Raw genomic sequence first — 26,768 nt, forward strand, 5'->3', positions numbered from 1 at the left:
GCGCATGACCGAATGCCTGCTGGCGCTGGCCGGCGCCGGCGCCCTTGCCAGTGCCGCGCTGGCGGTGACCGATGCCAGCCCGGCGCCGCCCCTGGCGAAGCTCGGCACCGAGACCCTGTGCGCGGCCGGGACCGGCCTGCCGCCGGGCTGGGGCCGGGATGCGCGCGCCGGCATGGTGCGCCTGGCCGACGGGGAATTCGTGTTCGGCAGCCTCGCGGGCTATCCGGACGAACGCCCGGCCAGCACCGCGCGCCACAAGGTCGACGGCTTCTGGATCGACCAGACCGAGGTCACCAACGCCCAGTTCGAACGCTTCGTGCAGGCCACCGGCTATGTGACCGAGGCCGAGCGCGAAGGCGCCGCCGTCGTGTTCGACACGCCCGATGCGGCCGAGCTGCGGCGCCGTCCCTACGCCTGGTGGCGCTATGTACGCGGCGCCAGCTGGAAGGATCCGCACGGCGCGCAGGCGCCGGCCCCGAACGCGCCGGTGACGCTGGTCACCCAGGCCGACGCCCTCGCCTATGCACGCTGGCTGGGCCGCGACCTGCCGACCGAGGCGGAGTGGGAATACGCGGCCAAGGCCGGCCGCGACGACGCCGGGCTCGATGGCGCGCCGGTCGATGCGCACGGCCGTCCGACCGCCAACTACTGGCAGGGGCCGTTCCCGCTGGCCGACAGCGCCCAGGACGGCCACGCCGGCCTGGCGCCGGTCGGCTGCTACGCCGCCAACGCCTTCGGACTGCACGACATGATCGGCAACGCCTGGGAATGGACCAAGGATGGCTACAGCGGCGCGCGCCAGCCGCACGCGAACGGCGACACCGCCGTGGCGGCGGCGCGCCGGCCGGCCGCGCCGGTCGTGATCAAGGGCGGCTCGTTCCTGTGCGCCCCGACCTACTGCCTGCGCTACCGCGCCTCGGCGCGCGAATCGCAGGAAGCCGACCTGGGCGCCAGCCATATCGGCTTTCGCACCGTGCTGCGCGATGCCTGAGAATGGCGCGGGATGAATCGGAGGACATGATGTCACCAGGCGCCTGAACGGCCCCGACGACTGGACCGGCAAGCATTTAGCTGCAACAATTCGGGAATGAGTATCATTTACCGATTCCACCTGTGGCTGCGCACGACGCTGGTCGTACTGACCTGCGCTTTCGCGCCGGCCGCCCTCGCCCTCGACCCGGCCATCGCGCTGGACGGCTATCGCCATGAACGCTGGGGCGAGCTGGAAGGCGCGCCGCGCTACGTCGACGCGCTGGCGCGCAGCCAGGATGGCTGGCTGTGGGTCGGCAGCCGTTACGCCGGCCTGCTGCGCTTCGATGGCCTGCGCTTCCTGCCGTTCGAGACGGCCGACGGCAGCCGCCTGCAAAACAACAATATCAGCGCGCTGCGGCCCGGCCCCGGCGGCGAACTGTGGATTGGGCACGGCAGCGGCGGGCTGAGCGTGCTGCGCAAGGGACGTTACCGGCACCTGCTCACGCCCGAACAGAGCGGCAGCGTCTTCGCCATCTCCCTTGGCGCCGATGGCGCGCCCTGGATCGCCGGCTGGCGCGGCCTGTTCCGGGTCGAGGGCGATCGCGTCGTGCGCATCGGCCCGGAACTGGGCTACGACGCCGTCCGCGCCGAATACGTGCTGGCCGACGGCGCCGGCCGGGTCTGGGCCACCGACGGCGCGGCGCTCTACCTGCGCGAGGCCGGCGCCCAGCGCTTTCACAGGCTGCGCGCGGTGCGCGGCGATGCGATGCTGCTCGAGGCGCGGGACGGCAGCGTATGGCTGGTGCTCGGCAAGCAGTTCGAGCGGGTGGCGCCGCCGTCGCCGCGCAGCGTGCCCTTTCAACCCGGCAGCGCCAACACCTACCAGTCGCTGTTCGACCGCGACGGCAACGTCTGGTCCGGCAACTGTCCGGTCGGCATTTGCGTGCTGCGCCCGGCCGACTGGCAGCGCGGCGGACGTTTCACGCCGGTTGGCGCCGCCGAGCGGCTCGACCAGTCGTGGCAGATGACCAGCCTGTCGGTGCTGGCGCTGATGGAAGACGGCGACGGCAGCATCTGGGTCGGCACGCCGTCGGGACTGGAGCGGCTGCGCGACCACGCCGTGCACATGGTGCCGCAACTGCTCGACCGCGGTATCTCCCACCCCGCCCGGCACCCGGACGGTGGGATCGTCGCGGTACGGGTCCAGCGACTGGACGGTACGGCCGGCCTGGTGCGCCTCGAGAACGGCAGGGTAAGCGACCTGCCGGACTCCATCGCCACCCACGTGCTCGACCGCGCCCCCGACGGCACGCTGGTGCTCGGGGGCCGGTACGGCATCGAGCGGCACGGCCGCGCGGGCGTCGAGCGCATCGCGCTGCCGCCCGCGGTCAGCGCGGCCGCCGACAGCATCCGGCCCCGGCGCCTCACCGCCGGCAACGACGAGATCTGGCTCTGGACCGGGCGCATGGGCGCCTGGCATTACCGCAACGGCGCCTGGACCCGGCCGCCGGTCAAGGAAGACCAGCCGCAGGAAGTGGCGTTCGACGCCGCCGGCCGCAGCTACCTGGGCCTGCACGGCAACCGCCTGCACATCGTCGACGGCGAGACGGTGCGCGAGTACGGCGCCCAGGATGGACTGGATGTCGGCAAGTTCAGCCTCATCGTGCCGGGCACGCCCTTGGTGGTCTCGGGCGAGGATGGCATGCAGGTCCTGGAAGGCAACCGCTTCCGGCGTCTCCCCGTCGCCGCGCCGGACGGCATCGGCGCGGCCAGCGGCATCGTCACCGACGCCGCCGGCGTGCGCTGGATCAATGCCGAGCGCGGCATCTACCGCGTCACGCTTGACGACTGGACGCGTTCGATGAACGACCTCGGCGCCCCGCTGCGCGGCCGGCTATTCGATGCCGCCGATGGCTACCTGGGCGGCGGCGTGTCGCGCCTGCTGTCGCGCACGGCCGCGATGGCCAGCGACGGCACGCTCTGGTTCGCCGGCGAGCGCGGCCTGGCCTGGATCGATCCGCGCAAGACCGCGCCCAATCCGGCGACGCCCGCGGTGGAGGTGGTGGCCGTCTCGAGCGGCGCGCGCCACTACGGTGCCGGCGCGGGATTGACACTCGACCAGGGCACCGAGAACGTACAGATCGACTACACGGCGCCCAGCCTGCGCATGCCGCAAAAGGTGAGCTTCCGCTATCGCCTGGCCGGCAGCCAGGACTGGGAAGAAGCCGGCACGCGGCGCAGCGCCTTCTTCCAGCGGCTGGGGCCCGGGACGCATACGTTTGAAGTGATGGCCATCAACGAGAGCGGCGTGGCGGGTCCGGTCACGAGCCTGGCCTTCCATATCCCGCCGCGCTGGTTCCAGACCTGGTGGTTCCTGGCCGCCTGCCTGCTGGCCATCGTGCTCATGGCCGCGTGGACCTACCGGCTGCGCACCCGGCGGCTGGCCGAGCGCATCGAAGGCGAGTTGATGGCGCGCATGCGCGAGCGCGAATCGATCGCCCGCTCGCTGCACGACACCTTCCTGCAGGGCGTGCAGGGGATGCTGCTGCGGATGCACTCGGCGCTGACCGGGCTGCCGGCCGACAGCCCGGTGCGCGCCGAGCTCGAGCGCGTGCTGGAAGACGCCGAACAGGTGCTGGAAGAAGGCCGCGACGAAGTCCAGGGCCTGCGCCAGGGCTTCGCCAACATCGACGCATTCTGGCAGGGTCTGGTGCGCGACGTGGAGCTGATCCTTCCTGGAGGAAGCCAGCGCCTGGCGCTGGCGGCGGCGCCGGGATCGGTCGACCGGTTGCCGGTGCGCCTGCGCCGCGACGTGCATGCGATCGTACGCGAAGCCCTGGTCAACGCCCTGCGGCATACACCCGGACCGGTCCGGCTCAGCGCCGACGCCGGCCAGCGCGACGTGACGCTGACCGTCGGCGACGAAGGAAGCGGCGGCTGCGCCATGGACAAGCCAGGCCACTTCGGCCTGCAAGGCATGCGCGAGCGCGCGCTCCAGATCGGGGCCAGGCTGCGCATCGACAGCGGCCCCGCGGGCACCCGGATCACGCTGGCGATTCCGGTCGGGCCGGACCAGGCGGATCAGGCGTCGCGCCCCGTCCCGCCCTGTCCGCCGAGCACGCGCACGGCATCGTCGACCACCGGCACGATCGCCAGCACGCACAGGAAGGCGGCCAGCGGCACGGTCGACAGATAGCCCAGGTGCTTGAAGCCCAGCGCTCCCACCACGCCGCCCAGACAGAACGCGCCCAGCAGCGACAGCATCAGCAGCAGGCGCCCGAGGTTGGCCGTGACTTTCGGCTGGCGCAGCGGGCCGTCGGCGTTCCAGTAGGCCATCTTGCCCAGCTCGATGCCGATGTCGGTCACGATGCCGGTCATGTGGGTGGTGCGGATCTCGGCACGCGAGACCTTGGTGATGACCGCGTTCTGCAGCCCCATCATGAAGCACAGCAGCATCACGGTCAGCGGAATGAAAAAGGCGTCGATCCCGGCCAGGCGCGCGCCGAGGATGCCGAACACCAGCAGAAGCACGGCTTCAAGCAACAGGGGCAGCGCAAAGCCACTATGGAGGCCGCGGCGCCGGATGTAGTTGACCAGGATCGCGGTGCAGGCCGCGCCGAGCAGGAAGCTGAGCAGCGCGCCGAGCGCGGCCAATACCAGGTCGGTCTCGCCCAGCACCAGGTGGTCGGCCGCGCTGGAGACGATGCCGGTCATGTGCGAGGTGTATTCGCGCACCGCCAGGAAGCCCCCGGCATTGATGGCGCCGGCAACGAAAGCCAGCGCCACGCCCAGGTGCCGGTTGGCGCCGGGCGTGCGTTCATGTCCTGTCAGGCTGCGCGCGTAACTGATCGGCACGGCGGATGGCTCTCCAGAAAAATCGCTGGTCGGTAGACGATTAATGTTACCGCAAATCACTTGCCGCACGCTCGAACGTTCTTCCATTCATAGAGCTATAATAAAAAATTATCGAAAAGCGCACACCGTTGTGCGCCCAAGACTGCCGTGAATCCCCATCTCGACAAGCTCCATCCTTACCCGTTCGAAAAGCTGCGCCAGCTGTTTGCCGGCGTCACCCCGAACCCGGCCTATTCCGCGATCAGCCTGGGCATCGGCGAACCGAAGCATCCGACGCCGGCCTTCATCGAAAAAGCGCTGACGCATTCGGTGGCCGGCCTGGCCAACTATCCGAGCACGGTGGGCGGCGAGCCCCTGCGCGCGGCGATCGCCGGCTGGCTGGAACGCCGTTACGGCATCCCGGCGCTGGACCCGGCCACCATGGTGCTGCCGGTGAACGGTTCGCGCGAAGCGCTGTTCGCGATCGCCCAGTGCATGATCGACGCCTCCAGGCCGGATGCGCTGGCGATGTGCCCAAACCCGTTCTACCAGATCTACGAAGGCGCGGCCTACCTGGCCGGCGCCGCGCCGTACTTCGTCAACTCCGAACCCGCGCGCAACTTCGCGCCGGATTACGGCAGCGTGCCGGAAGACGTGTGGCCGCGCGTGCAGCTGCTCTACGTCTGCTCGCCCGGCAACCCGACCGGCGCCACCCTGTCGCTGGACGACTGGCGCCAGCTGTTCGAATTGTCCGACCGCTGGGGCTTCCTGATCGCGGCCGACGAGTGCTATTCCGAGATCTATACCGGTTCGGCGCCGCCGCTGGGCGCGCTGGAAGCGGCGCACCAGCTGGGAAGGAGCGGCGGCGAGCAGCCGTACCGCAACCTGATCGTGTTCTCGAGCCTGTCGAAGCGCTCGAACGTGCCGGGCATGCGCTCCGGCTTCGTCGCCGGCGATCCGGTGGCGATGAAGAAATTCCTGCTGTACCGCACCTATTGCGGCGGCGCGATGTCGCCGCCGGTGCAGGCGGCCTCGATCGCGGCCTGGAACGACGAGCAGCACGTGATTGAGAACCGCGCGCTGTACAAGGAAAAATTCGCCCTCATCACCCCGCTGCTCAAGGGCGTGATGGACGTCGAGCTGCCCGACGCCGGCTTCTACCTGTGGGCCGACGTGCGCCGCACCGGCCTGTCGGATACCGACTTCGCACGCCGCCTGTACGCCGACTATAATGTGACGGTCCTCCCGGGCAGCTACCTGGCGCGCGAAGCGCACGGCCAGAATCCGGGGCGCGATCGTATCCGCATGGCCCTGGTGGCCGGCGTCGACGAAGGACTGGAGGCGGCGAACCGCATCGTCCAGTTCTGCCAGGGCCTGAAATAACGGCCCACGAATACCTGTTTTCATTTCAACCAAGACCAGCATCATGACCCAACAACTGCAAACCATCATCGACACCGCCTGGGAACAGCGCGCCGACATCAGCCCGAACAACGCCAGCGCCGAGGTGCGCGACGCCGTCGCCCACGTCCTTGCCGGCCTCGATGACGGCAGCCTGCGCGTGGCGCAGAAGGACACCGGCAGCTGGGTCGTGAACCAGTGGATCAAGAAGGCCGTGCTGCTGTCGTTCCGCCTCGAGAACAACGTGCCGGTGGCCAGCGGCGACATCCAGTTCTACGACAAGGTGCCGACCAAGTTCGCCGACTACACACCGGAAGACTTCGCGCGCGGCGGTTTCCGCGTGGTGCCGCCGGCCGTCGCCCGCCGCGGCAGCTTCATCGGCAAGAACGTGGTGCTGATGCCGTCCTACGTCAACATCGGCGCCTACGTCGATGAAGGCACGATGGTCGACACCTGGGCCACCGTCGGCTCCTGCGCCCAGATCGGCAAGAACGTCCACCTGTCGGGCGGCGTCGGCATCGGCGGCGTGCTGGAACCGATGCAGGCCAACCCGACCATCATCGAAGACAACTGCTTCATCGGCGCGCGCTCGGAAATCGTCGAAGGCGTGATCGTCGAAGAGAACTCGGTGATCTCGATGGGCGTGTACATCGGCCAGTCGACCAAGATCTACAACCGCGAAACCGGCGAAGTGACCTATGGCCGCGTGCCGTCGGGTTCGGTCGTGGTGTCGGGCAGCCTGCCGTCCGCCGACGGCAAGTACAGCCTGTACTGCGCGGTGATCGTCAAGCGCGTGGATGCGCAGACGCGTTCGAAGACCGGGATCAACGAGCTGCTGCGCGGCGTTTAAGCTGGCTGGACGCGTTGGCGGCTTCGCCGCCGACGCATCCAACCGGCCCCGGAATACCCGAAACAAACGGAGACGATGCGATGGCCATGGACCGCCTGTTCCAGCTGATGAAAGAGAAGAACGCTTCCGACATGTTCTTCGCCGTGAACTCCCCGGTGCACATCAAGATCAACGGCGCGCTCATCCCCATCAACCAGCATCGTCTCGAACCCGAGAACATCCTGTCGCTGCTGTCCGAGGTCGCCACGCCCGAACAGCTGCTCGAACTCGAACGCGACAACGAATTGAACATGGGCGTGTCGGTCCCGAACCTGGGGCGCTTTCGCCTGTCGGCCTTCCGCCAGCGTGGTTCGATCTCGGCCGTATTCCGCTTCGTGCCGGCCGACATCCCGCCGCTGGGCGGGCTCGGCCTGCCGCCCGTGCTGTCCGAACTGATCATGGAAAAGCGCGGCCTGCTGCTGGTGGTCGGCGCCACCGGCTCCGGCAAGTCGACCACCATCGCCGCCATGCTCGACCATCGCAACGAACAGCGCACCGGCCACATCCTCACGCTCGAAGACCCGATCGAATATCTGTTCAAGAACAAGAAATCGATCGTCAACCAGCGCGAGATCGGCAGCGACGCCAGCAGCTTCGGCATCGCGCTGAAGAATTCGATGCGCCAGGCCCCCGACTGCATCCTGATCGGTGAGATCCGCGACCGCGAGACGATGGCCGCGGCACTCGCTTATGCCCAGTCCGGCCACCTGGTGCTGGCCACCCTGCACGCCAACAACAGCTATAACGCGCTGAACCGCATCATCAGCTTCTACCCGATGGAAAACCGCGCCGCCCTGCTGCAAGACCTGGCCTCGAGCGTCAAGGCCATCGTCTCGCAGCGGCTGGTGAAATCGGCGGCCGGCGGCGCGCGCCAGGCGGCGGTCGAAGTGATGCTGAACACCCGCTACATCGCCGACCTGATCGAGAAAGGCGAGATCGGCCAGATCAAGGAAGCGATGGACAAGAGCCTGTCGCCCGGCTCGCAATCGTTCGAGGGCGCGCTGTTCAAGCTGGTCAAGGATGGCCTGGTGACCCAGGACGAGGCCCTGGCCAATGCCGACTCGGCCACCAACCTGCTGTGGCTGCTCAACAATGGGCCGGAGAGCCAGGTCCAGCAGACGCAAGAGCAGGAGCGGGAAAAACCGGCGGCGCCGCAGGGCGCCTCGTTCACCGAGTTCACGCTCAACTCCTGATCCGGCGCCCGATGTCCCAGGCGGCGCGCCCGTCCGCCTCATCTGTGTACAATCGGCCGAAGCACCTTGTGCGCCGCCGCGCGCATACACTATCCTCACGCCTTTTCGAACGACCACGCCGCCCCGGCGGCCAAGATTACCCATGACTACGACTCTCTACGGCATCCCCAACTGCGACACCGTCAAGAAGGCCCGCACCTGGCTGGCGGACAACGGCCACGACTTCACCTTCCATGACTTCAAGAAACAAGGCCTGAGCCGCGAACTGGTGCAGGGCTGGCTGAAGGACCTCGACTGGGAAACCCTGGTCAACCGCAAAGGGATGACCTGGCGCAACTTGTCCGATGAGCGCAAGGCGCAGATCACCGACGCAGACAGCGCAACCGAGCTGATGCTGGAAAACCCGTCCGTCATCAAGCGCCCGGTCCTTGCCGGCGTCGGCCCGGTCTCGGTCGGCTTCTCCGCCGACCAGTACGCCAGCAAGTTCGAGGGCGCCAAGTGAAGCCTTCCCGCACCCTGCTGCTGACCGAAGAGCTGATCGCGCTCGATTCGATCACGCCGCACGACAAGGGCTGCCAGCAGCGCCTGATCGAGCTGCTGGCGCCGCTGGGCTTTCGCTGCGAGACCATCGAGTCGAACGGCGTGACCAATCTGTGGGCGCGCAAGGGCAGCGAAGCGCCAGTATTCGTGTTCGCCGGCCATACCGACGTGGTCCCGGCCGGCCCGCTGCACCAGTGGGAATCGGAACCCTTCGTGCCGACCCAGCGCGACGGCAAGCTGTATGGACGCGGCGCCTCGGACATGAAGACCTCGATCGCGGCCATGGTGATCGCCTGCGAGGAATTCATCGCGCACCACCCCGACCACAAGGGCTCGATCGCCTTCCTGGTCACCAGCGACGAGGAAGGCCCGGCCGTCGACGGCACCGCGGTCGTGGTCGACCTGCTGGAAGAACGCGGCGAGACGCTCGACTACTGCCTGGTCGGCGAGCCGACCTCAAACCACGTGCTGGGCGACACCATCAAGAACGGCCGCCGCGGTTCGCTGTCGGGCCACCTGGTCATCAAGGGCATCCAGGGCCACATCGCCTATCCGCAGCTGGCGCGCAACCCGATCCACCAGGCCGCGCCGGCGCTGGCCGAGCTGACCGCCGAGGTCTGGGACGAAGGCAACGAGTACTACGCGCCGACCAGCTGGCAGATCTCGAACATGGCGGCCGGCACCGGCGCCACCAACGTGATCCCGGGGCAGCTGACGATCGACTTCAACTTCCGCTTCTCGACCGCCAGCACCGCCGAGGGCCTGGAAGCGCGCGTGCACGCCATCCTCGACCGCCATGGCCTGGATTACGACCTGGAGTGGACGCTGTCGGGCCAGCCCTTCCTGACCGAAAAGGGCACGCTGTCGGACACGATCTGCGGCGCCATCAAGGAAGAGCTGGGCGTGCAGGCCGAACTGTCGACCACCGGCGGGACCTCGGACGGCCGCTTCATCGCCCGCATCTGCCCCCAGGTGATAGAATTCGGGCCACCGAACGCCAGCATCCACAAGATCGATGAACATATCGAGCTGCGCTACATCGATCCCCTGAAGAACATCTACCGCCGCACGCTCGAACGCCTGCTGGCTGCCTGATCGGGGCGCTGAACCAACACGAGAACAAGACCATGACCAACACCACCTTCAGTACGCCGCGCGACCTGCTGCGCTATGCCGTCACCCGCTTCAACGGCGCCAAGCTGTTCTTCGGCCACGGCAGCGCCGAGGCCTTCGACGAAGCCGCCTACCTGATCCTGCACACCCTGAAACTGCCGCTGGACCGCCTCGAGCCCTTCCTCGACGCCAGGCTGCTGCCCGACGAAGTGCTGCAGGTGCTGGCCGTGATCGAGCGCCGCGTCACCGAGCGCGTGCCGGCCGCCTACATCACCAAGGAAGCCTGGCTGGGCGAGTACCGCTTCTACGTCGACGAACGCGTGCTGGTGCCGCGCTCCTTCATCGCCGAGCTGATCCCGCAGCAGTTCAGCCCATGGCTGACCGACCCGGACGGCGTCGAGAACGTGCTCGAACTGTGCACCGGCAGCGGCTGCCTGGCGATCATGGCGGCCGACATCTTCGAGAACGCCGTGGTCGACGCGGTCGACATCTCGAAGGATGCGCTGGCCGTGGCCGAGCACAACATCCGCGAATACAAGATGGAAGGCCGGGTGAACCCGATCGAGTCCGACCTGTACGAGAACGTGCCGTTCAAGAAGTACGACCTGATCATCTCCAATCCGCCGTACGTGAATTCGGAATCGATGCGCACCCTGCCGCCGGAGTACCTGAACGAGCCGCAGATCGCGCTGGCCGGCGGCGAAGACGGCATGGACCTGGTGCGCAAGATCATCGCCGGCGCCGCCGAGCGCCTGACCCCGGACGGCATCCTGGTGGTCGAGATCGGCAACGAGCGCGAGTTCGCCGAAGCCGCCTTTGGCCACCTGGGCCTGACCTGGCTGACCACCAGCATCGGCGACGATGCGGTGTTCCTGCTGACGGCCGAGCAGCTGCAGACCGCGCAGTAAGCGATCCGGTCATCTATCCGTGGGGTGGACGGCTTGCCGTCCACCCCACTTTGTCATCCAATTATTCAGCGCCCCACCATGATCCGTATCCAGAACGTCAGCCTGATGCGCGGCACCAAGCCGCTGCTCGTCGACGCCGACCTGACCCTCAACCCGGGCGACAAGATCGGCCTGATCGGCGCCAACGGCGCCGGCAAATCGAGCCTGTTCGGCCTGCTGCGCAACGAACTGCATCCGGACCAGGGGCAGATCGACTTCCCCGCCAAGTGGCGCATGGCCTATGTGGCGCAAGAGACCCCGCCGCTCGAGCGCGCCGCGCTCGACTACGCGATCGATGGCGACGTCGGCCTGCGCAAGTTGCAGGCCGAGCTGGAAGAGCTGGAATCCCACCCCGATGCCGACGCCCACGGCATGCGCCTGGGCGAGCTGCATGCGGCGCTGGCTGACGCCGACGCCTATACCGTGCAGTCGCGCGGCGAGCAACTGTTGCTGGGCCTGGGCTTCTCGCTGGCGCAGATGAACCAGCCGGTGGCCAGCTTCTCGGGCGGCTGGCGCATGCGCCTGAACCTGGCGCAGGCGCTGATGTGCCCTTCCGACCTGCTGCTGCTCGACGAACCGACCAACCACCTGGACCTGGACGCCATCATCTGGCTCGAGGACTGGCTCAAGCGCTATCCCGGCACCCTGATCATCATCTCGCACGACCGCGACTTCCTGGACGAGATCGTGAACGTGGTGGTGCACATCGACGACCGCAAGCTCAAGCGCTACAGCGGCAACTACTCGGCCTTCGAGCGCCAGCGCGCCGCCCAGATGGTGCTGCAGGCCTCGGCCATCGAGAAGCAGCAGCGCCAGCGCGCCCACCTCGAATCCTTCATCAACCGCTTCAAGGCGCAGGCCACCAAGGCGCGCCAGGCGCAGAGCCGGATCAAGGCGCTCTCGAAGATGGAAGAACTGGCGCCGCTGCGCGCCGCCGCCGAATTCTCGTTCGAGTTCCGCGAGCCGCTGGCGGCCCCGAATCCGCTGCTGGTGCTGGAAGGCGTCGACGCCGGCTACCCGCTTCTCGACGCGCACGGCGACAAGGTCGGGGCCAAGACCATCGTCAACCACATCGACTTTTCGCTGCAGATCGGCCAGCGCATCGGCCTGCTGGGCGTGAACGGCGCCGGCAAGTCGACCCTGATCAAGACCGTCGCCGGCGAACTGGCGCCGCTCACCGGTCATGCCACACTCGGCAAGGGCCTGTCGATCGGCTACTTCGCCCAGCACCAGGTGGAGATGCTGCGCCATGACGAATCGCCGCTGTGGCACCTGGCGAAGATCGCGCCGACAGTGCGCGAACAGGAGCTGCGCAACTTCCTCGGCAGCTTCAACTTCCCGGGCGATATGGTGACCAGCCCGATCAAGCCGTTCTCGGGCGGCGAAAAGGCGCGCCTGGCGCTGGCGCTGATCGTGTGGCAGCGCCCGAACCTGCTGCTGCTGGACGAACCGACCAACCACCTGGACCTGGAAACGCGCGAGGCGCTGACGATGGCCCTGGCCCAGTTCGAGGGCACGCTGGTGGTGGTGTCGCACGACCGCCACCTGCTGCGCGCCACCACCGACCAGTTCATCATCGTGGCCGACGGCCGCCTGCAGCCCTTCGACGGCGACCTGGACGACTATAAGGACTGGCTGTTCAAGACCAAGCTGGGCAAGGGAGGCGACGCCCTGCCCGGCCAGGCCGCGCCGGCGAAGGCGGCCCAGCCGTCCGCCAGGGCCAGCGCGCCCGCGCCGAGCCCGGCGGCGTCGCCGGCCGAGCGCAAGGAACAGAAACGCCTCGAAGCCGAAGAGCGCCAGCGCCTGGCGGCCCAGCGCAAGCCCCTGGAAAACCGGGTCAAGCGCCTGGACGAGCAGATGGCCAAGCTGAGCGCCAAGAAAGCGGCGATCGACGCCGAGCTGCTCGATCCGGCGATCTACGAAGCGGCGAACAAGGATCGCCTCAAGACGCTGGTGGCCGACCAGGCCTTCGCGGCGCGCGACCTGGAAGCGCTCGAGATGGAGTGGCTCGACATCCAGGAGCAGCTGGAAGCGTTGACGGCGTAAGGTCAGGCGGCCCGCAGCGGCCGCCGCGGCGACAGCGACATCAAGCGATCGATGTCGATCAGCACCACGCGCCGCCCATCGATGCGGGCCATGCCGATCAGGTAGCCCGCGCTCGGCGCGCCCGGCAGGGGCTGCACCGCCTCCGGGCGCACATGCACGATGCCGGTCACGCTCTCGACCACCATGCCGACGATCCCGCTCGACAGGCGCAGGATGATCACGTCGGTATCCGGCGCCGACCGGCCTGGCCCCGTACCCGCGGCCTGGGCGCCGCCCGCGCGCATGTCGACCACCGGCATGATCACGCCATGCGACAGCGCCACGCCGCCGATGATTTCGCCGTCGGCGGCGAAGCGTTCGAGGGATCCCAGCAGCTTGAGCTCCTGCACGCGCGCGCAATCGAGCCCGTATTCCTGCCCGTCGAGCATGAAGCTGAGGAATTCCCGTGAGGCGCTGCTGCGCGGCGCCGGGTAACGGGGGACAGAAGCGCAAGGGGCTGAAGCGTGAAGCATGCTGGGCGAGGTGACCATGGCGGATCCTTTATGGGTGCGATCACCATCGTATGCCTCGTCCCCGGCGCTGATGTTGACTGTAGTCAACTTCAGCCTTGGACGCGTCCCGCGCCGCGGGACAAATTCAGGACGCGGCCTGCGCCTCTGCCGCGGCCATGGACGTGTCCCACGACCAGGCGCCCTCGCAGCCCGCGTGCAGCACTTCCGCGCCCTTGGTGTCGCGCAGGCGCAGCTTGATGTCGCGCGCCGTCATCTCCCACACGCAGCCCAGGTCCGGTTCGTAGGGCAGCGCCAGCACCTGCACTTCGCCCGCCAGCATGCCGAGCGCCACCCCGGCCGCGCCGACCCGCTCGAAGCGCTGGGCCTCGAGCCGTTTCAACAGCGCCATGCCGGCCTCGCGCTCGCCGTCGAGCGACTTCGCTTCTTGCGACAGCCGGCCCAGCTCCTTGAGCGCCGGCGCCACGCTGGCCGCCAGGCGCCGGAACTGCGGTTCCTGTTCCGGCGTCAGCACCAGCTCGCCCTTGCGCAGGCGCGGCGCGATCAACAGGTATTTGCGCATCTCGGGCTGGCCGGTGAGGGTTTCCATCGCGCTGCGCCGCTGCGCCGCCAGTTGACCGAACTGGTCCACCCGTTGGCGCACCTGCGCCAGCGCCGCGTCGACGCGCGCGCAGTCCGGGCGCAGCAGCCAGGCCAGCATCTCGCCCTGCTTCCACGGCCCCGCGCGGCCGATCGCCACGCGCCGCCCGGCGATGGCGCTGCCCTCGGCATGCGCCACCTCGACCTCGTCGCCGATGATCTCGCAGTTGATGGCGGTCTCGATCCGGATGCGCGCGCCCGAGATCACGCAGTTTTCGGCGCGCTCGAGCCGCACCTCGCCCTTGGTCGCCTGGATCGTCGCCTGGGACGCGACGCCCAGCACCCGCACGCCGCCATCCAGGTTGCGCGCGCTGCCGCCGACCAGGTTGCGGCGCAGGAGGATCGCGCCGCGGCGCGCGACCAGGTGGCCATATACGTCGCCGTGCACGGTGATGCTCTCGGCCTCGATGATGCGCTGCTCCTGGACTTCGCCGAATTCCTCGTAGTCGCCCGCCAGGTGCAGGTTGCCGGTGGTCCTGGCGCTGACGCCGTCGCGGCTGACGATCTTGTCGGTGATGGCGATGCGGCTGCTCTTGGGGTCGACGCTCAGGAAGCCGTCCTGGCGCGCGACCAGGAACTCGCCTTCCGGCGCCAGCTCGACCGTCGTGCCGTCGGCCGCATAGGTGGCCAGGTCGAGGTCCTTCGCCACCTCGGGCGCGATCGGGATGCCGTTCAGGTCGAAGCCGGGACTGCCGCTGGTCCGCGGCACCTTGCGCAGCAGGCGCGTGCCGGCCGCCACCTGCGGGAAGCGGTTCTGGAAGCTCATCAGGTCGAGCTTGCCGTTGGCGAGCTGGCGCGGGGCATCGCTGCGATGCAGGTCGCTGGTGACCTCTTCCACGCGGGCATCCATGCCGGGCAACGGCTCGAGCCGGCGCGCCACCACGTAGCGACCGGCCGCGCCGCTCTCGATATGGCTGCGGATGGCTCCGACCTCGGCGCCGAAGCGGATGCCCTTCGCCCACATGTCGGCGACGAACTCGTCGACGTCGAGCCGGGTCTGGCGCTCGCCGCCTTCCTCGTCGCGCTCGAACACGGGTTCGAAATAGTATTCGGCCTGGCCGTCGGCGATCTTGACCGAGCGGTACAGGGCCTGGCGCTGCGGCGTGAACGGCACGATGTCGGCCGCGATGCGCACTACGGCCCGGCCGGCCGCATCGCGCGGCAGCTCCGGCCCGTGGCCGTACAGGGCCTTGATCAGGACCGGATAATCGAGGCCGGCCAGGTAATGGCTGGAGCGCAGGATGCCGTCGACCGCCGCCACCAGCGTGGTGCCGAGCACTTCGGGATCGGCATACACGCCGTCGTCGCGCCTGGCGATGCAATGTTCGGGCCCCGTCGAGTCGAAGCGGACGGCGGGCGCCGCCGTGGCGGGCGCTGCATCGGGTAGTACGGCAAGGTCGGACACGTTCACGCTCCACTTGGCGATAAATGTTGGCGACGCAGACCCTGCCAACAGTAAGGTGGACGTAAAGATAGCATGTTGCGCAATCTAAATAAACATATGGCAACTAGATTTCTAAAAAGAAAATTTGTGACGCGACCGACACCATTGCCCAGCTGGGCATTTGTGCCCGGATCCGGCAAAAACGCACGAGGTACGCCAGCATGACGCCTTGGGAAATGTCAAATTCCAGAAACGACAACGGCGCCATCGGCGCCGTCGTTTTACATTGCAAGCCGCATACTCAGCGGCGGCGGGCGTTCGGATAGAGTTCCGAACCTTCCTTGATCTGGCGCCGCAGGTCGCGCCGCTCGTCCGGCGACAGCCGGCCGCGACGGCGTTCTTCACGGGCCGCGTCGGCCTGCGCCTCCATGACGCGACGGTCCTGGTCGCGCATCTCGTAGACGCGCGTGTCTTGCTGGGCCTGCATTTGATAACGGTCGCGCAGCGCCGCTTCGTCGCGGCGCGGATCGCGCTCCTGGTTCTGCGCCAATGCGCTGGCCCCGGTACCTGCCAGCACGCAGGCGATCACACCAAGGCGCGCAAGCCGGGCGAGCCGGCCGCCATTGGCGCCGAATCCTGCTGGTTTGTCGTTGTGCGCGTGGTTCATGGTGTTCCTCTTCCGCGATGCCTGATAAACGGATAAGCTGTGTTGATCACTTGTCGCCAGTGTAGGTGCATACCGAAAGCGGAGTAAGACTTATTGGGTAAAGTTTGTAACACATTGTAATGGCTGGGCTGAGTCGTGCATCCGCCCTACCCATAAGAAGTTACCATAGCGACATTCATCTGACAATTCTGGACAGTTTTATGACTTCAACGACTTCGAACAATAACGCGGGTGCGGGCGCTGCATCGGGCCACTCCGCCAAGATCATGGTCGTGGACGACGACGTGCGCCTGCGCGACCTGCTGCGCCGTTACCTGACCGAACAGGGCTTCCAGGTCGTCACCGCCGAAAGCGCGCCGGCGATGAACAAGCTGTGGCTGCGCGAGCGCTACGACCTGCTGGTGCTCGACCTGATGCTGCCCGGCGAGCACGGCCTGTCGATCTGCCGCCGCCTGCGCGGCGCTGGCGACCAGACCCCGATCATCATGCTGACCGCCAAGGGCGAGGACGTCGACCGCATCGTCGGCCTCGAAATGGGCGCCGACGACTACCTGCCCAAGCCGTTCAACCCGCGCGAGCTGGTGGCCCGCATTGGCGCCGTCCTGCGCCGCAAGGGCCCGGACGAGATCCCCGGCGCGCCGTCCGAAACCCCGCAGACCTTCGAGTTCGGCGACTTCGTGCTCGATCTGGGCACGCGCACGCTCAAGAAGAATGGCGAGACGGTGCCGCTGACCACCGGCGAATTCTCGGTGCTGAAGGTGTTCGCGCGCCATGCGCGCCAGCCGCTGTCGCGCGAGAAGCTGATGGAACTGGCGCGCGGCCGCGAATACGAGGTGTTCGACCGCTCGCTCGACGTCCAGATCTCGCGCCTGCGCAAGCTGATCGAGCCCGATCCATCGAGCCCGCTGTACATCCAGACCGTGTGGGGCCTGGGCTACGTGTTCATCCCTGAAGGCCAGCCGCGCTAGTGTTTACCCCGATCGCCCAGGCGCGGCGCGCCCTGCGCTTCGCCTGGTTCAAGAGCGGCCTGTTCTGGCGCACCTTCTTCCTGATGTCGGTGCTTACCGCGGCCTCGATGCTGGCCTGGATCGGCATGATCAGCGTGTTCCAGCGCGACAAGCAGGTGCAGCAGACGGCGGAGCTGGTGGTGTCGGTGGTGACCATCACCAAGGCCGCGCTCACCCACTCGGCGCCCGACCTGCGGCGCGAGCTGCTGCTCGAACTGGTGTCGAACGAAGGCATCCGCATCTTCACGCTGGAAGACACGGACGTGGTCGACCCGCCGCCGCACAATCCCCTGATGCCCGAGATCGCCGCCATCGTGCGCGAACGGCTGGGGGCCGACACGCGCTTCTCGAGCGGCGTGAACGGCGTGCCGGGCTTCTACATCAGCTTCAATATCGAGGACGACAAGTACTGGCTGATGCTCGAACGCGAGCGTCTGACGGGCCTGACGCGCGAACAGTGGCTGGGTTGGGCCGTGGTGGTGGGCCTGCTGTCGGTGCTCGGCGCGGCGCTGATCTCGAGCCTGGTGAACCGCCCGCTGGCGCGCCTGACGGCCGCCGCGCGCGCCATCGCCAAGGGCGAGCGCCCCGTGCGCCTGCCCGAGAAGGGCTCGCAGGAGATCATCGAGGCCAATCGCAGCTTCAACCAGATGGTGGAAGACCTGGCGCAGGTGGAAAAGGACCGCGCCGTGATCCTGGCCGGCATCTCGCACGACCTGCGCACGCCGCTGGCGCGCATGGGGCTGGAGGTCGAGATGGCGAATCTCTCGACGGAGGCGCGCGAAGGCATGCAGTCGGACATCGCGCAGATGGACGCCATCATCGGCCAGTTCCTGGACTACGCCAAGCCGACCGAGGCGGCGACCTTCGTGCCGGTGAACCTGTCCGAGATGCTGTCCGACGTCGGCCGCGAGGCGGCCCGCATCCCCGACCTGCACGTGAAGACCGACCTGATGCCGGGCGTGCACGTGATGGGCAACGCGACCGACCTGCGGCGCGTGATCAACAACATCATCGAAAACGCGCGCCGCTACGGCAAGACGCCGGGCACCTCATGCACCGACATCGACATCGTGCTGCGGGTGAAGGCCACGGGGCACGGGCGACGCGCCGTGATCGAGATCGGCGACCATGGTGTCGGCGTGCCGGCGGACCAGATCGCACAGCTGATGAAGCCCTTCACTCGGCTGGATAGCGCGCGCGGCCAGGCGAATGGCGCCGGGCTAGGCCTGGCGATCGTGGAGCGCGTGCTGACCCGGCATAACGCGGGGCTGGAAGTGCGCAATCGCGAAGGCGGCGGGTTCTTGCTGCAGGTGGCGTTGCCGCTGGCGGCGTGATCTGCTCTATTTCCTTGCCATCTCCGAAAACCGCGCTATACTCCTACATGTACAACTTATCGTACATGTATATCCTTTCGATAACACGCTTACAACTATTGCTAACGCCTGCGAATACTGCTGACGCCTGCGACCACTGCTCACGCCTGCGATTATTGCTACCAACGACCTTTGCTAACGCCTGCGACAACTGCTAACGCCCGCGATCATTGCTTACGCCTGCGACTATTGCTAATGACTACGACTATTGAGCGATTGGAGTAATACATGAGAATCATTAACTTTTCCGATGCTCGCAACAGTCTTCGGACCGTCATCGACCAAGTGGTTGAAGATGCTGACGTCACCGTCATCTCGCGCCGCGATGCGCCGGACGCGGTCGTCATGTCATTCGATCACTACAGCAGTCTTATGGAGACTGTGCATTTGTTGAGCTCACCGGCGAATGCGGCTCACCTCGCCAAGTCAATTGCACAGGCCCGCTCTGGTCGAGCGCAGCATCGGGAATTACTCGATATATCCGACGCTGAGGAATCGCAACATGCGCCACTTGAAGTTCACGGATGAAGGCTGGGATAGCTATATTTACTGGCAGACGCAGGACAAGAAGACGCTCAAGCGTATCAATGATTTAATCAAGGATGTTCAAAGAGACCCCTTTGCGGGAATAGGCAAGCCCGAAGCCTTGAAACACAGCCTCAGTGGTTGCTGGTCACGGCGAATAGATGAGACGAACCGCCTCGTCTACGAAGTGCAGGATGAAGAGTTGATCATCCTGTCCTGCCGCTACCACTACTGATCACCAAGGGAGCAGATATGCTCCCTTTTTTCTTGCCGGTCTGACCTCCAGTAGAACTCACGACCGTTTCGCAGAAGTCAATCAATCGCCGATCAGGCTCGCAAACCGCCCGAGATCGATATTCCCGCCACTAATCAGGATCCCGACCTTCTTCCCTTTCAGCTGTTCCTTCATCCTGCGCGCCGCCGCGAAACCGAGGCAACCGGTCGGCTCCACCACGATCTTCATGCGTTCGGCGAAGAAGCGCATGCAGGCCACCAGCTCCTCGTCGCTCACGGTGAGGATGTCGTCGACGTCGCGCTGGATGATCGGGAAGGTCAGCTGGCCCAGGTGCTGGGTCTGGGCGCCGTCGGCGATGGTGCGCGGCGTGTCGATGTGGACGATCTCGCCGGTGCGCAGCGACTGCTGGCCGTCGTTGCCGGCTTCCGGCTCGACGCCGTACAGCAGGCAGCCAGGGGACAGCGCGCGCGTGGCCAGCGCGGAGCCGGACAGCAGGCCGCCGCCGCCCAGGCACACGAAGAAGGCGTCCAGCGGACCGACTTCCTCGAACAACTCCTTGGCCGCCGTGCCCTGCCCCGCGATCACGTCGGCGTGGTCGTAGGGCGGAATCAGGGTCAGGCCGTGCTTCTCGGCCAGCTCGCGACCGATCTGCTCGCGGTCTTCGGTGTAGCGGTCATAGGTCACCACGGTGGCGCCATAGCCGCGCGTGGCGGCGACCTTCGCGGCCGGCGCATCCTGCGGCATCACGATCGTCGCCGGCATGCCCAGGATCTTGGCCGACAGCGCGATCGCCTGCGCGTGGTTGCCTGATGAGAAGGCGACGACGCCGGCGCGGCGCTGTTCGGGGCTGAACTTCGCCAGCGCGTTATAGCCGCCACGGAACTTGAAGGCCCCCATGCGCTGCATGTTCTCGCACTTGAAGAATATCTCGGCGCCGAATTCCTCGTTGACGGTGCGCGAAGTCAGCACCGGGGTGCGGTGGGCTACGCCCAAGATGCGCTCGGCGGCCTGGGCGACGTCTTCGTAAGTGGGGAGCAATGCTGCGGTCATGGCGCAATCCTTTCAGGTCACTGCGGTCGGTTTAACGATTCATCCAATATTGGACATATTATCCAAACATGGATGAAGCGTCAAACCACAGCGATCTCCGGTCATGCCGTCGCTACGGCCACCAGCGGAGGATGTTCAACACGCCCGTCAGCCACGTTTTCCCGGTCTTCCCGATCCTGGGTCCGTTGCCCGGTGGCGCGGCCGGCGGGATGTCGCGCAGTGCCTGGTCGACCAGTCGGTTGCGTTCGCGCGCCCGCCGCACGAAGTACACCGACGCCCAAAGGAATAGCAGCAAGGCCGCCAGCGCCGCCCAGCCGCCGAAGACCAGCAGCGCGCCGAAGACGATGAACGGGCCGAACCAGTACAGGGCCCAGGCCTGTTCGCGCGCGACATCCCAGGCCGATTCGGCGAGCACGACGTCCGGGGTGGACAGGTCACGCCAGCCCACGATCTTCTGCCAGTTGCCCTGCTCGACCAGTGCGGCCGCATAGCGCGAACCATCGCGCGGCACGGTGCCATCAAGGAGCGTGACGCTGTAATGCTTTTTGCCGCCGCTTTCGAAGCTGAAGGTGCCTCCCTGCACGTCGAACACCCGATCAAACGTCACTTGGACGATATGGGCGAAATCTTCCAGTCGGGCAGTCATGGCCTCACCTCCGTATCGACAAAAGCATCGGCGCCCCGCAAGATCTTTGCGGCCCGGCGGTTGCGCGTCACGGCCCGCCCGGCGTAGGCAACAGCACCCAGCAGCACCAGCACCGCCAGCGACAGAAAAGCTTTCGATGCGCCGGGTTTATCCGCAACGGCGAACACGCCCGGCACTAGCGGAGCCACGAGAGGCAGTGGCTGCGTGACGGCCGCCAGCGAGCTTCGCCGCAGCGTCACTTTCGACGTGGACAGGTCGCGCCAGCCGACCACCGTTTCCCAGTTGCCGCGCTCGTGAAAAGCGACCGCATAGGTCGCGCCTTCGCGCGGAATGCCCAGGCCGAGGGCGCTGACGCCGTAGACGGGCCAGCCGCCCTCCTCGAAACTGAATTCCTTGAGGCGCTGCCGGACGTCGAACACCCGGTCGAAACGAACCCGCTCTACATGCATCTGGCTTTCCTCGTGACTGGCAATGCCGAGAACCGTAACGCACGCAAGCCTCGCCTGTCCAGCCCACGAACGAAGTCATGCGCCCTGCATCAATCCGGAATCCGATTGACCAGTTCCTCTCCCCGCTCGAAAGCGCCGATGCTGTCGATGGTCGTGCGCATGATCTGCCCGATCGCCTCGACAGTGAAAAATGCCTGGTGGCCGGTCACGATCACGTTCGGAAACGACACCAGGCGCTGGATCACGTCGTCGGTGATGATGGTCGACGACAGGTCCTGGAAGAACAGGCTCGCTTCCTGCTCGTAGACGTCGATCGCCAGGCCGCCCAGCTGGCCGGTCTTGAGCGCCTGCACCGCGGCCTCGGTGTCGACCAGGCCGCCGCGGCTGGTGTTGACCAGCACGCAGCCGCGCTTGACCCGCGCCAGCGCCGCCGCATTCACGATGTGATGGGTCTCTTCCAGCAGCGGGCAATGCAGGGACACCACGTCGCTGCAGGCCAGCAGCTCGTCGACGCCGATATAGCGCCCGCCCAGCGCCTCGAAGGCCGGCGTCGGGTAACGGTCGTAGCCGACCAGGGTGCAGCCGAAACCGGCCATGATGCGGGCGAAGATGGTGCCGATCTTGCCGGTGCCGATCACGCCGACCGTCTTGCCGTGCAAATCGAAACCCATCAGGCCGTCGAGATCGAAATTGCCTTCGCGCGTGCGCACGCTGGCGCGCGCGATCTTGCGGTTCACGGCCAGCAGCAGGCCGACCGCGAACTCGGCCACCGAGTTGGGAGAATAATCGGTGACCCGCACCACCGCGATGCCCAGTTCGCGCGCGGCGTGCGCATCGACGTGGTTGTAGCCGGTCGAGCGCGTCGCCACCAGGCGCGTGCCCTGGCTCGCCAGGATGCCCAGCACCTCGGCGTCGACGGTGTCGTTGACGAACACGCAGACCGCCTCGCAGCCCTTGGCCAGGATGGCGGTCTCGCGGCTCAGGCGGTCTTCGAGGAAGCGCAATTCATGGCCGGCTTCGTTGGCCTGGGCCAGCATGGTCTTGTCGTAGCGGCGGGCGCTGTACACGGCTGTCTTCAAGAGTGACTCCCCTGATAAGTGGCACCGCTGAATTCTATTTAATGTCGTTGTAAGCCGTCGCCCGCGAAATGCCGAGGTGGCCGGCCGCCACTTCCATCGCGCGCCGCACTTCGAGATAGCCGCCCTCCTTCAGCTCGCGCATCAGCGCGCGCCGTTCGTGCGCCTTGAGCAGCTGGGGCGAGGACGCCAGCCGCGCAGCAAAGGCGTCGATGCGGCGCCGGATGGCGTCGGCGTTGGCCGGATCGAGCGACTCGCCCACCGGCGCCTCGCCCAGCGCATTGAACTGTTCCAGGATGCCCTGCATCGAACGGAACAGGGTCAGGTCGACGTTCAGGCACAGGGCTGCGACATAGTTGCCGTCGGCGTCCTTGATGCCGATCGAGGTGCTTTTCGCCGGGCGGCCATCCGGAAACTGGTTCGGATAATTGGCGACGACTTGCGGGTAGGCGCTGTCGGCGATGCGCGCCAGCCCCAGCTCCGTGGCCGGATCGCCGGCGGCGCGGCTGGAGAGATTGTTGTGGATCGCCAGCACCGCATGGCCGGGGTCGCGCAGATCGTGCACCACCACTTCGCAGAACGGGGCGAAGGTCTGGGCCAGGCCCTCGGCGATGTGCCGGACCTGCTCGATGAGCGCGGACTCGTCCTTGCTTGGCAATGTCTTGGTCATGCTGGACATTTTATCCAAGACTGGCGGTTCTGTAAAAAACGACGGCGCGCAGGCCTACACCGCCACGTGAAGTGGCGAACAGAAGCGTAGTGATGCAAGGAAGACAATGAAATCCCGAACATGGATCCGTCCAGGAGCCAATCATGAAGCGTCAACTGAGCATCTGCCTGCTGGCCGCCGCCGCGATCGCCGCGCCGAGCGCCTATTCCGACACCGTCATCGTCAAGTGCATCGACGACGCCGGCCGCGTCACCCTCACCGACCGCCCTTGCGAAGCCGGCGCCGTCACCGTGCGCACGGCCAGCATGCCGTCCAGCGAGGGCGTGACCCGGCTTGCTCCCTATCCGCTGGCGGCGCGTGCAGACGTGCTGCCGCCGCCGCGCGAGCTGCAGCGCCGCGCCGTTCCGATGCCGCGGGTCAAGGCCGAGCCGCTGGCCAGCGACGTCGCCACCCTGAAGGCGGCGCGCGCGCAGTTCCTGCTCGACGACGTGGGCAGCAGGGAAACCCTCGCCGGCCTCGAGTGATTCAGAGCAGCCGGCTCAGTGCAGCCTGCTCACGCTGGCCAGGTGCGGCGCCGGAGGATTCTCCAGCTCGCGCAGCAGCTCCAGCAAGTCCTCGTCCCTGATGAAGCCGGCGCTCGAGCGTCCTTCCAGTAAACGCTCGGGCGGCATCGAGCGCGCCACCACATAGCCCTGCACGTAGTCGACGCCGATCTCGTGCAGCGTCTGCACGGTGGCCGCGTCTTCGGCCCATTCGGCGATCGTCTTCATGCCCAGGTTGACGGCCAGGCTGACGATGGCTTCGACGATCGCCACGTTGGCCGGGTGGGCGTTGATGTTGACGATGAAGTTGCCGTCGATTTTCAGCACGTCGGCCGGCAACTCCTTCAGGTACGAGAACGAGGTGTAGCCGGCGCCGAAGTCGTCCAGCGCCACCTTCACGCCGAAGCTGCGCACCTGGTCGATGAAGCGGCGCGTGTTGTCCAGGTCGTGCAGCGCCACGCTCTCGGTGATTTCCAGGCACAGGCGGCTGGCCACGTGCACGTAGCGGCCCAGGATATCGAAGGTGTCCTGCACGAAGCGCTCGTCGTTGAGCGAGGCTCCCGACAGGTTCATGCACACGAAGCGGGTATTGACCAGGTCTTCGGTGTGCTCGGCGATCCAGGCCAGGGTGGTGGTGAGCACCCAGCGGTCGATCATGCTGGCGCGCCCGCTCTTCTCGGCGGCGGCGATCACGGCGCCGGCCGGCACCACGCGCCCATCCGCCTCGCGCATGCGCAGCAAGACTTCGAAGTTCATCGATTCGTGCGGCGCGCGCAGCGACATGATCGGCTGCATCTCGAGCAGCAGGTTGTCGGTCGCGTCCGGGCCGGACAGGCGCTCGACCAGGTCCAGTTCGGCCGCGCGCTGGCGGAAGGCGTCGGCGCCGCGTTCATACACCACCAGGCCGTCGCCCAGGCCGGTCTTGGCTTCGCGGCAGGCGCGGTCCGAGGTCGACACCGCATCCTTCATCGGCATGCCCGGCACCACCTCGATCAGGCCGACCGAGGCGCGCACGTGGAAGGCCTTGTCGCCCACCCGGTACGGGGTGTTGCCGAGGCGGTCGACGATGCCGCGGCAGATGATCGAGGCCAGCGGGATCGCCGTCTCGGGCATCACGATCACGAATTCGTCGCCGCCCACGCGGCCGATCTGCTGGCCACCGGCCAGCATCGTGCCCATCCGCTCGCACACCTGCTTGAGCACTTCGTCGCCCGCCGCATGGCCGAACAGGTCGTTGATCAGCTTGAAGCGGTCGAGGTCGACGTAGGCCAGCGCCATCGGCCGCCCGGCGGCCAGGCTGGCGGCGGCGCCCGAGAATTCGCGTTCGATGCCGCGCCGGTTGTAGACCTTGGTCAGCGGATCGTTGTTGGCCATGAAGCGCAGCTGCTCGGTGGCCTTGTGTTTTTCGGTGGTGTCCTGCAGCACGCCCTCGATGCGCGAGCGCGCCAGGGTGGCGCTGACCAGGAAGCGCTGGTTGCCGTCGCGGCTGGCCAGTTCCATCTCGGCCTCGGACTTGGCATGCACCTGCTCGTGCAGGTTGGCCCAGCTGGCTTCGGTGAAGAACTGGCGCCAGGCGGTGCGGCCCGGCGCGAAGCCGCTCATGCCCAGCATCTTCTGCAGGGCCGGATTGACGCTCAGGAAGTGGCCGTACATATCGAGCGTGAACAGGCCGACCGGCATCGCCTGGTAGGCGTGCTCGAGCTCTTCCTGGGCTTCCTGGCGCTTCTCGGTTTCCATCCGCATCTGCTCGGCCACGGCCAGCGCCGCCAGCAGGCTCGACGCGAGCGCGGCGGTGACGCTGTTGATCACGCCCAGCAGCTCGCGCATGCCGAGCGCGGCCGACAGGACCTCGGCCAGCGACGCCAGGAAGGTCACCGCGAACGAGGCCGCGAACCAGGCCGCGACCCGCGTGCGCGATTCCACGATGATCTTGAACAGGCCGACCGTCATCAGGGAGAAGCAGCACACCAGGATGCCCCACAGCAGCGGCAGGTACATGCCATACGGCAGCAGCATGGCGGCGGCCAGCATCGGCATGCACAGCCACTGCATGACGCGCATCGGCAGCAGGTAGCGCATCTCGGCCAGGTGCTCCTTGAGCAGCGCCTGGTACAGGGTCAGCGTGGCGATGCCGTACAGGGTGATCGTCACGGCGCGGCTGCGCAGCAGCCATTCGGAAGGCACGGTCTGGCCCAGCCACTGGATGTCCCAGCCGGCCGACAGCGCGCCCACGCGCAGGTTCAGGATCAGCCAGCCGGCGAACAGCACGTACACCGGCTGGCGGTTGATCAGGGCCGTGATGATGATGAACAGGGCCAGCACGATCATGCCGCCGTCGAGCAGGCCCGATTTGCGGTGGTATTGCTTGACCGACAAGGCGAACTGATCGGCCGGCCATTGCAGCACCGACAGGCGCGCCGGGCCCGAGAAGGTGGCGCGGCACAGCAGCTGGCGCGGCAGCGGCGCCAGGCGCATCGCGAAACCGGCCTTGTCGGCGCGCAGGGCGCCGTCGTCCGTGCTGCGGGTGGCGGCGCCGAGGGGCTCCAGGGTATTGGCATTCCAGCAGCCGATGTCGAGCGCGTGGCGCGACGGGAATTCGATCACCTGCTCGCCGGCGCGCGGCATCGGCTCGAAGACGAACCAGACCGGCGCTTCGGACAGGTGGGTATCGTGGCTATTGATCAGCGGCGTGGCGCGCGCCAGGGCCAGCGCGTCGCCTGGCGCCAGCGCCGCGGCCCGGTCGACCGTGACGTGCATCGCAAGCGGCACGTCGCCGCTGGTGCGGTATTCGTCATGCCAGAAGACGAGCGCGATCAGCGAGACGACGCCGATCCCGACCGGAATCAGATAGTAGGCAAATATCTTCAGGACCAGCTCGACAGCCGCATGGAGCGCGGCCGGCAGCGTTGCACGGAGCTGATGATTGACGTTGGGCATGGACGATCTTGGGTGGCACTGGTGGCCCGGCGCGACGAGCGGCGGGCCATTAAAGCGCAAGGATACCGCTTTACGCTAGTGCCGTCATGCAATTATTAGGCCAGCCAGGGCGATTTCACAACGG

24 protein-coding genes are annotated in these 26,768 nt (G+C 67.0%); 14 read left to right on the forward strand and 10 right to left on the reverse strand.

What is annotated here, in order from left to right:
• Positions 1-4: 4 nt before the first annotated feature.
• Positions 5-991, forward strand: a complete 987-nt coding sequence (locus tag KY496_RS09360; RefSeq protein ID WP_373889481.1) for an SUMF1/EgtB/PvdO family nonheme iron enzyme — start codon at positions 5-7, stop codon at positions 989-991.
• A 96-nt stretch (positions 992-1,087) separates the two neighbouring features.
• Positions 1,088-4,168 (forward strand): sensor histidine kinase, encoded by a 3,081-nt coding sequence (locus tag KY496_RS09365; RefSeq protein ID WP_219864570.1) that lies wholly within the window; start codon positions 1,088-1,090, stop codon positions 4,166-4,168.
• Here the strand turns inward: KY496_RS09365 and KY496_RS09370 are convergent.
• The gene (locus KY496_RS09370) at positions 4,054-4,827 is read right to left on the reverse strand and encodes a YoaK family protein (protein ID WP_219864571.1); all 774 of its coding nucleotides are present in this window, start codon (positions 4,825-4,827) and stop codon (positions 4,054-4,056) included. The two genes, KY496_RS09365 and KY496_RS09370, sit on opposite strands and share 115 nt — an antisense overlap.
• A 147-nt stretch (positions 4,828-4,974) precedes the next feature.
• Between KY496_RS09370 and dapC the strand changes: the two genes are divergently transcribed.
• The 7 genes from dapC to KY496_RS09405 all read left to right on the forward strand — a co-directional run bounded on the left by dapC (position 4,975) and on the right by KY496_RS09405 (position 12,935).
• The gene (gene dapC / locus KY496_RS09375) at positions 4,975-6,189 is read left to right on the forward strand and encodes a succinyldiaminopimelate transaminase (protein WP_219864572.1); all 1,215 of its coding nucleotides are present in this window, start codon (positions 4,975-4,977) and stop codon (positions 6,187-6,189) included.
• Between the two features lie 43 nt (positions 6,190-6,232).
• Positions 6,233-7,057, forward strand: a complete 825-nt coding sequence (gene dapD / locus KY496_RS09380) for a 2,3,4,5-tetrahydropyridine-2,6-dicarboxylate N-succinyltransferase (RefSeq protein WP_219864573.1) — start codon at positions 6,233-6,235, stop codon at positions 7,055-7,057.
• 80 nt (positions 7,058-7,137) lie between these two features.
• Entirely contained in the window at positions 7,138-8,289 is a 1,152-nt protein-coding gene (locus KY496_RS09385) for a PilT/PilU family type 4a pilus ATPase (RefSeq protein WP_208277835.1), read from the forward strand.
• Between the two features lie 142 nt (positions 8,290-8,431).
• Entirely contained in the window at positions 8,432-8,791 is a 360-nt protein-coding gene (locus tag KY496_RS09390; RefSeq protein ID WP_219864574.1) for an ArsC family reductase, read from the forward strand.
• On the forward strand, positions 8,788-9,924 hold the full coding sequence (gene dapE / locus KY496_RS09395) for a succinyl-diaminopimelate desuccinylase (RefSeq protein ID WP_219864575.1): 1,137 nt from the start codon (positions 8,788-8,790) through the stop codon (positions 9,922-9,924). The genes KY496_RS09390 and dapE overlap by 4 nt, the downstream gene beginning before the upstream one ends.
• Positions 9,925-9,956: 32 nt before the next feature.
• A complete protein-coding gene (gene prmB, locus KY496_RS09400) occupies positions 9,957-10,850 on the forward strand; it encodes a 50S ribosomal protein L3 N(5)-glutamine methyltransferase (protein WP_219864576.1) in 894 nt (297 codons plus the stop codon).
• A gap of 78 nt (positions 10,851-10,928) precedes the next feature.
• On the forward strand, positions 10,929-12,935 hold the full coding sequence (locus tag KY496_RS09405; protein WP_219864577.1) for an ATP-binding cassette domain-containing protein: 2,007 nt from the start codon (positions 10,929-10,931) through the stop codon (positions 12,933-12,935).
• A 2-nt stretch (positions 12,936-12,937) separates the two neighbouring features.
• Here KY496_RS09405 and KY496_RS09410 read toward each other — a convergent pair whose 3' ends face one another.
• The 3 genes from KY496_RS09410 to KY496_RS09420 form a co-directional block, all read right to left on the reverse strand.
• Positions 12,938-13,465: a chemotaxis protein CheW gene (locus tag KY496_RS09410; RefSeq protein ID WP_219865090.1), complete on the reverse strand. Its 528-nt coding sequence runs from the start codon at positions 13,463-13,465 to the stop codon at positions 12,938-12,940.
• A 106-nt stretch (positions 13,466-13,571) separates the two neighbouring features.
• Positions 13,572-15,488 carry a flagellar assembly protein A gene (locus tag KY496_RS09415; RefSeq protein WP_219864578.1) on the reverse strand — a complete coding sequence of 639 codons (1,917 nt, stop codon included), beginning with the start codon at positions 15,486-15,488 and terminating at the stop codon, positions 13,572-13,574.
• A gap of 280 nt (positions 15,489-15,768) precedes the next feature.
• Positions 15,769-16,134, reverse strand: coding sequence for a hypothetical protein (locus tag KY496_RS09420; protein WP_229520486.1), 366 nt, complete (start codon positions 16,132-16,134; stop codon positions 15,769-15,771).
• A gap of 200 nt (positions 16,135-16,334) precedes the next feature.
• On the opposite strand from KY496_RS09420, the gene ompR reads away from it, so the two are divergent.
• From ompR to KY496_RS09440, 4 genes are all read left to right on the forward strand, one after another.
• Positions 16,335-17,102 carry a two-component system response regulator OmpR gene (gene ompR, locus KY496_RS09425; RefSeq protein WP_219864579.1) on the forward strand — a complete coding sequence of 256 codons (768 nt, stop codon included), beginning with the start codon at positions 16,335-16,337 and terminating at the stop codon, positions 17,100-17,102.
• Positions 17,102-18,475 (forward strand): sensor histidine kinase, encoded by a 1,374-nt coding sequence (locus tag KY496_RS09430; protein WP_005666591.1) that lies wholly within the window; start codon positions 17,102-17,104, stop codon positions 18,473-18,475. Before ompR ends, KY496_RS09430 begins: the two co-directional genes overlap by 1 nt.
• 267 nt (positions 18,476-18,742) lie before the next feature.
• Positions 18,743-19,042, forward strand: coding sequence for a type II toxin-antitoxin system Phd/YefM family antitoxin (locus KY496_RS09435; RefSeq protein WP_081589899.1), 300 nt, complete (start codon positions 18,743-18,745; stop codon positions 19,040-19,042).
• Entirely contained in the window at positions 19,017-19,274 is a 258-nt protein-coding gene (locus KY496_RS09440) for a Txe/YoeB family addiction module toxin (protein ID WP_005666589.1), read from the forward strand. The genes KY496_RS09435 and KY496_RS09440 overlap by 26 nt, the downstream gene beginning before the upstream one ends.
• Positions 19,275-19,355: 81 nt before the next feature.
• Here the strand turns inward: KY496_RS09440 and KY496_RS09445 are convergent, their stop codons facing one another.
• The 5 genes from KY496_RS09445 to KY496_RS09465 all read right to left on the reverse strand — a co-directional run bounded on the left by KY496_RS09445 (position 19,356) and on the right by KY496_RS09465 (position 23,165).
• Entirely contained in the window at positions 19,356-20,324 is a 969-nt protein-coding gene (locus KY496_RS09445) for a threo-3-hydroxy-L-aspartate ammonia-lyase (RefSeq protein ID WP_219864580.1), read from the reverse strand.
• 112 nt (positions 20,325-20,436) lie between these two features.
• Complete coding sequence (locus tag KY496_RS09450; protein ID WP_071362088.1) at positions 20,437-20,970, reverse strand: hypothetical protein; 534 nt, start codon at positions 20,968-20,970, stop codon at positions 20,437-20,439.
• A complete protein-coding gene (locus KY496_RS09455) occupies positions 20,967-21,419 on the reverse strand; it encodes a hypothetical protein (RefSeq protein ID WP_071362087.1) in 453 nt (150 codons plus the stop codon). Before KY496_RS09455 ends, KY496_RS09450 begins: the two co-directional genes overlap by 4 nt.
• Before the next feature lie 89 nt (positions 21,420-21,508).
• Positions 21,509-22,498: a 2-hydroxyacid dehydrogenase gene (locus tag KY496_RS09460; protein WP_219864581.1), complete on the reverse strand. Its 990-nt coding sequence runs from the start codon at positions 22,496-22,498 to the stop codon at positions 21,509-21,511.
• A 34-nt stretch (positions 22,499-22,532) separates the two neighbouring features.
• Positions 22,533-23,165, reverse strand: coding sequence for a transcriptional regulator (locus KY496_RS09465; RefSeq protein ID WP_219864582.1), 633 nt, complete (start codon positions 23,163-23,165; stop codon positions 22,533-22,535).
• 143 nt (positions 23,166-23,308) lie between these two features.
• Between KY496_RS09465 and KY496_RS09470 the strand changes: the two genes are divergently transcribed.
• The gene (locus KY496_RS09470; protein WP_005666579.1) at positions 23,309-23,689 is read left to right on the forward strand and encodes a hypothetical protein; all 381 of its coding nucleotides are present in this window, start codon (positions 23,309-23,311) and stop codon (positions 23,687-23,689) included.
• A 15-nt stretch (positions 23,690-23,704) separates the two neighbouring features.
• On the opposite strand, the gene KY496_RS09475 is transcribed toward KY496_RS09470, so the two are convergent.
• On the reverse strand, positions 23,705-26,644 hold the full coding sequence (locus KY496_RS09475; RefSeq protein WP_219864583.1) for a bifunctional diguanylate cyclase/phosphodiesterase: 2,940 nt from the start codon (positions 26,642-26,644) through the stop codon (positions 23,705-23,707).
• Positions 26,645-26,768: the final 124 nt, after the last annotated feature.

It is taken from the genome of Massilia sp. NP310, assembly GCF_019443485.1.
GTDB lineage: Bacteria > Pseudomonadota > Gammaproteobacteria > Burkholderiales > Burkholderiaceae_D > Telluria > Telluria timonae.

What these genes read in the sequence shown, in the direction of transcription:
- KY496_RS09470 (WP_005666579.1), top strand. Translation starts at nt 23,309, where the DNA reads ATGAAGCGTCAACTGAGCATCTGCCTGCTGGCCGCCGCCGCGATCGCC.
- KY496_RS09435 (WP_081589899.1), top strand. Translation starts at nt 18,743, where the DNA reads ATGAGAATCATTAACTTTTCCGATGCTCGCAACAGTCTTCGGACCGTC.
- KY496_RS09410 (WP_219865090.1), bottom strand. Translation starts at nt 13,465, where the DNA reads ATGGTCACCTCGCCCAGCATGCTTCACGCTTCAGCCCCTTGCGCTTCT.
- KY496_RS09445 (WP_219864580.1), bottom strand. Translation starts at nt 20,324, where the DNA reads ATGACCGCAGCATTGCTCCCCACTTACGAAGACGTCGCCCAGGCCGCC.
- KY496_RS09465 (WP_219864582.1), bottom strand. Translation starts at nt 23,165, where the DNA reads ATGACCAAGACATTGCCAAGCAAGGACGAGTCCGCGCTCATCGAGCAG.
- KY496_RS09450 (WP_071362088.1), bottom strand. Translation starts at nt 20,970, where the DNA reads ATGACTGCCCGACTGGAAGATTTCGCCCATATCGTCCAAGTGACGTTT.
- KY496_RS09440 (WP_005666589.1), top strand. Translation starts at nt 19,017, where the DNA reads ATGCGCCACTTGAAGTTCACGGATGAAGGCTGGGATAGCTATATTTAC.
- KY496_RS09365 (WP_219864570.1), top strand. Translation starts at nt 1,088, where the DNA reads ATGAGTATCATTTACCGATTCCACCTGTGGCTGCGCACGACGCTGGTC.
- KY496_RS09405 (WP_219864577.1), top strand. Translation starts at nt 10,929, where the DNA reads ATGATCCGTATCCAGAACGTCAGCCTGATGCGCGGCACCAAGCCGCTG.
- KY496_RS09390 (WP_219864574.1), top strand. Translation starts at nt 8,432, where the DNA reads ATGACTACGACTCTCTACGGCATCCCCAACTGCGACACCGTCAAGAAG.
- KY496_RS09360 (WP_373889481.1), top strand. Translation starts at nt 5, where the DNA reads ATGACCGAATGCCTGCTGGCGCTGGCCGGCGCCGGCGCCCTTGCCAGT.
- prmB (WP_219864576.1), top strand. Translation starts at nt 9,957, where the DNA reads ATGACCAACACCACCTTCAGTACGCCGCGCGACCTGCTGCGCTATGCC.
- KY496_RS09455 (WP_071362087.1), bottom strand. Translation starts at nt 21,419, where the DNA reads ATGCATGTAGAGCGGGTTCGTTTCGACCGGGTGTTCGACGTCCGGCAG.
- ompR (WP_219864579.1), top strand. Translation starts at nt 16,335, where the DNA reads ATGACTTCAACGACTTCGAACAATAACGCGGGTGCGGGCGCTGCATCG.
- KY496_RS09475 (WP_219864583.1), bottom strand. Translation starts at nt 26,644, where the DNA reads ATGCCCAACGTCAATCATCAGCTCCGTGCAACGCTGCCGGCCGCGCTC.
- KY496_RS09420 (WP_229520486.1), bottom strand. Translation starts at nt 16,134, where the DNA reads ATGAACCACGCGCACAACGACAAACCAGCAGGATTCGGCGCCAATGGC.
- KY496_RS09385 (WP_208277835.1), top strand. Translation starts at nt 7,138, where the DNA reads ATGGCCATGGACCGCCTGTTCCAGCTGATGAAAGAGAAGAACGCTTCC.
- dapD (WP_219864573.1), top strand. Translation starts at nt 6,233, where the DNA reads ATGACCCAACAACTGCAAACCATCATCGACACCGCCTGGGAACAGCGC.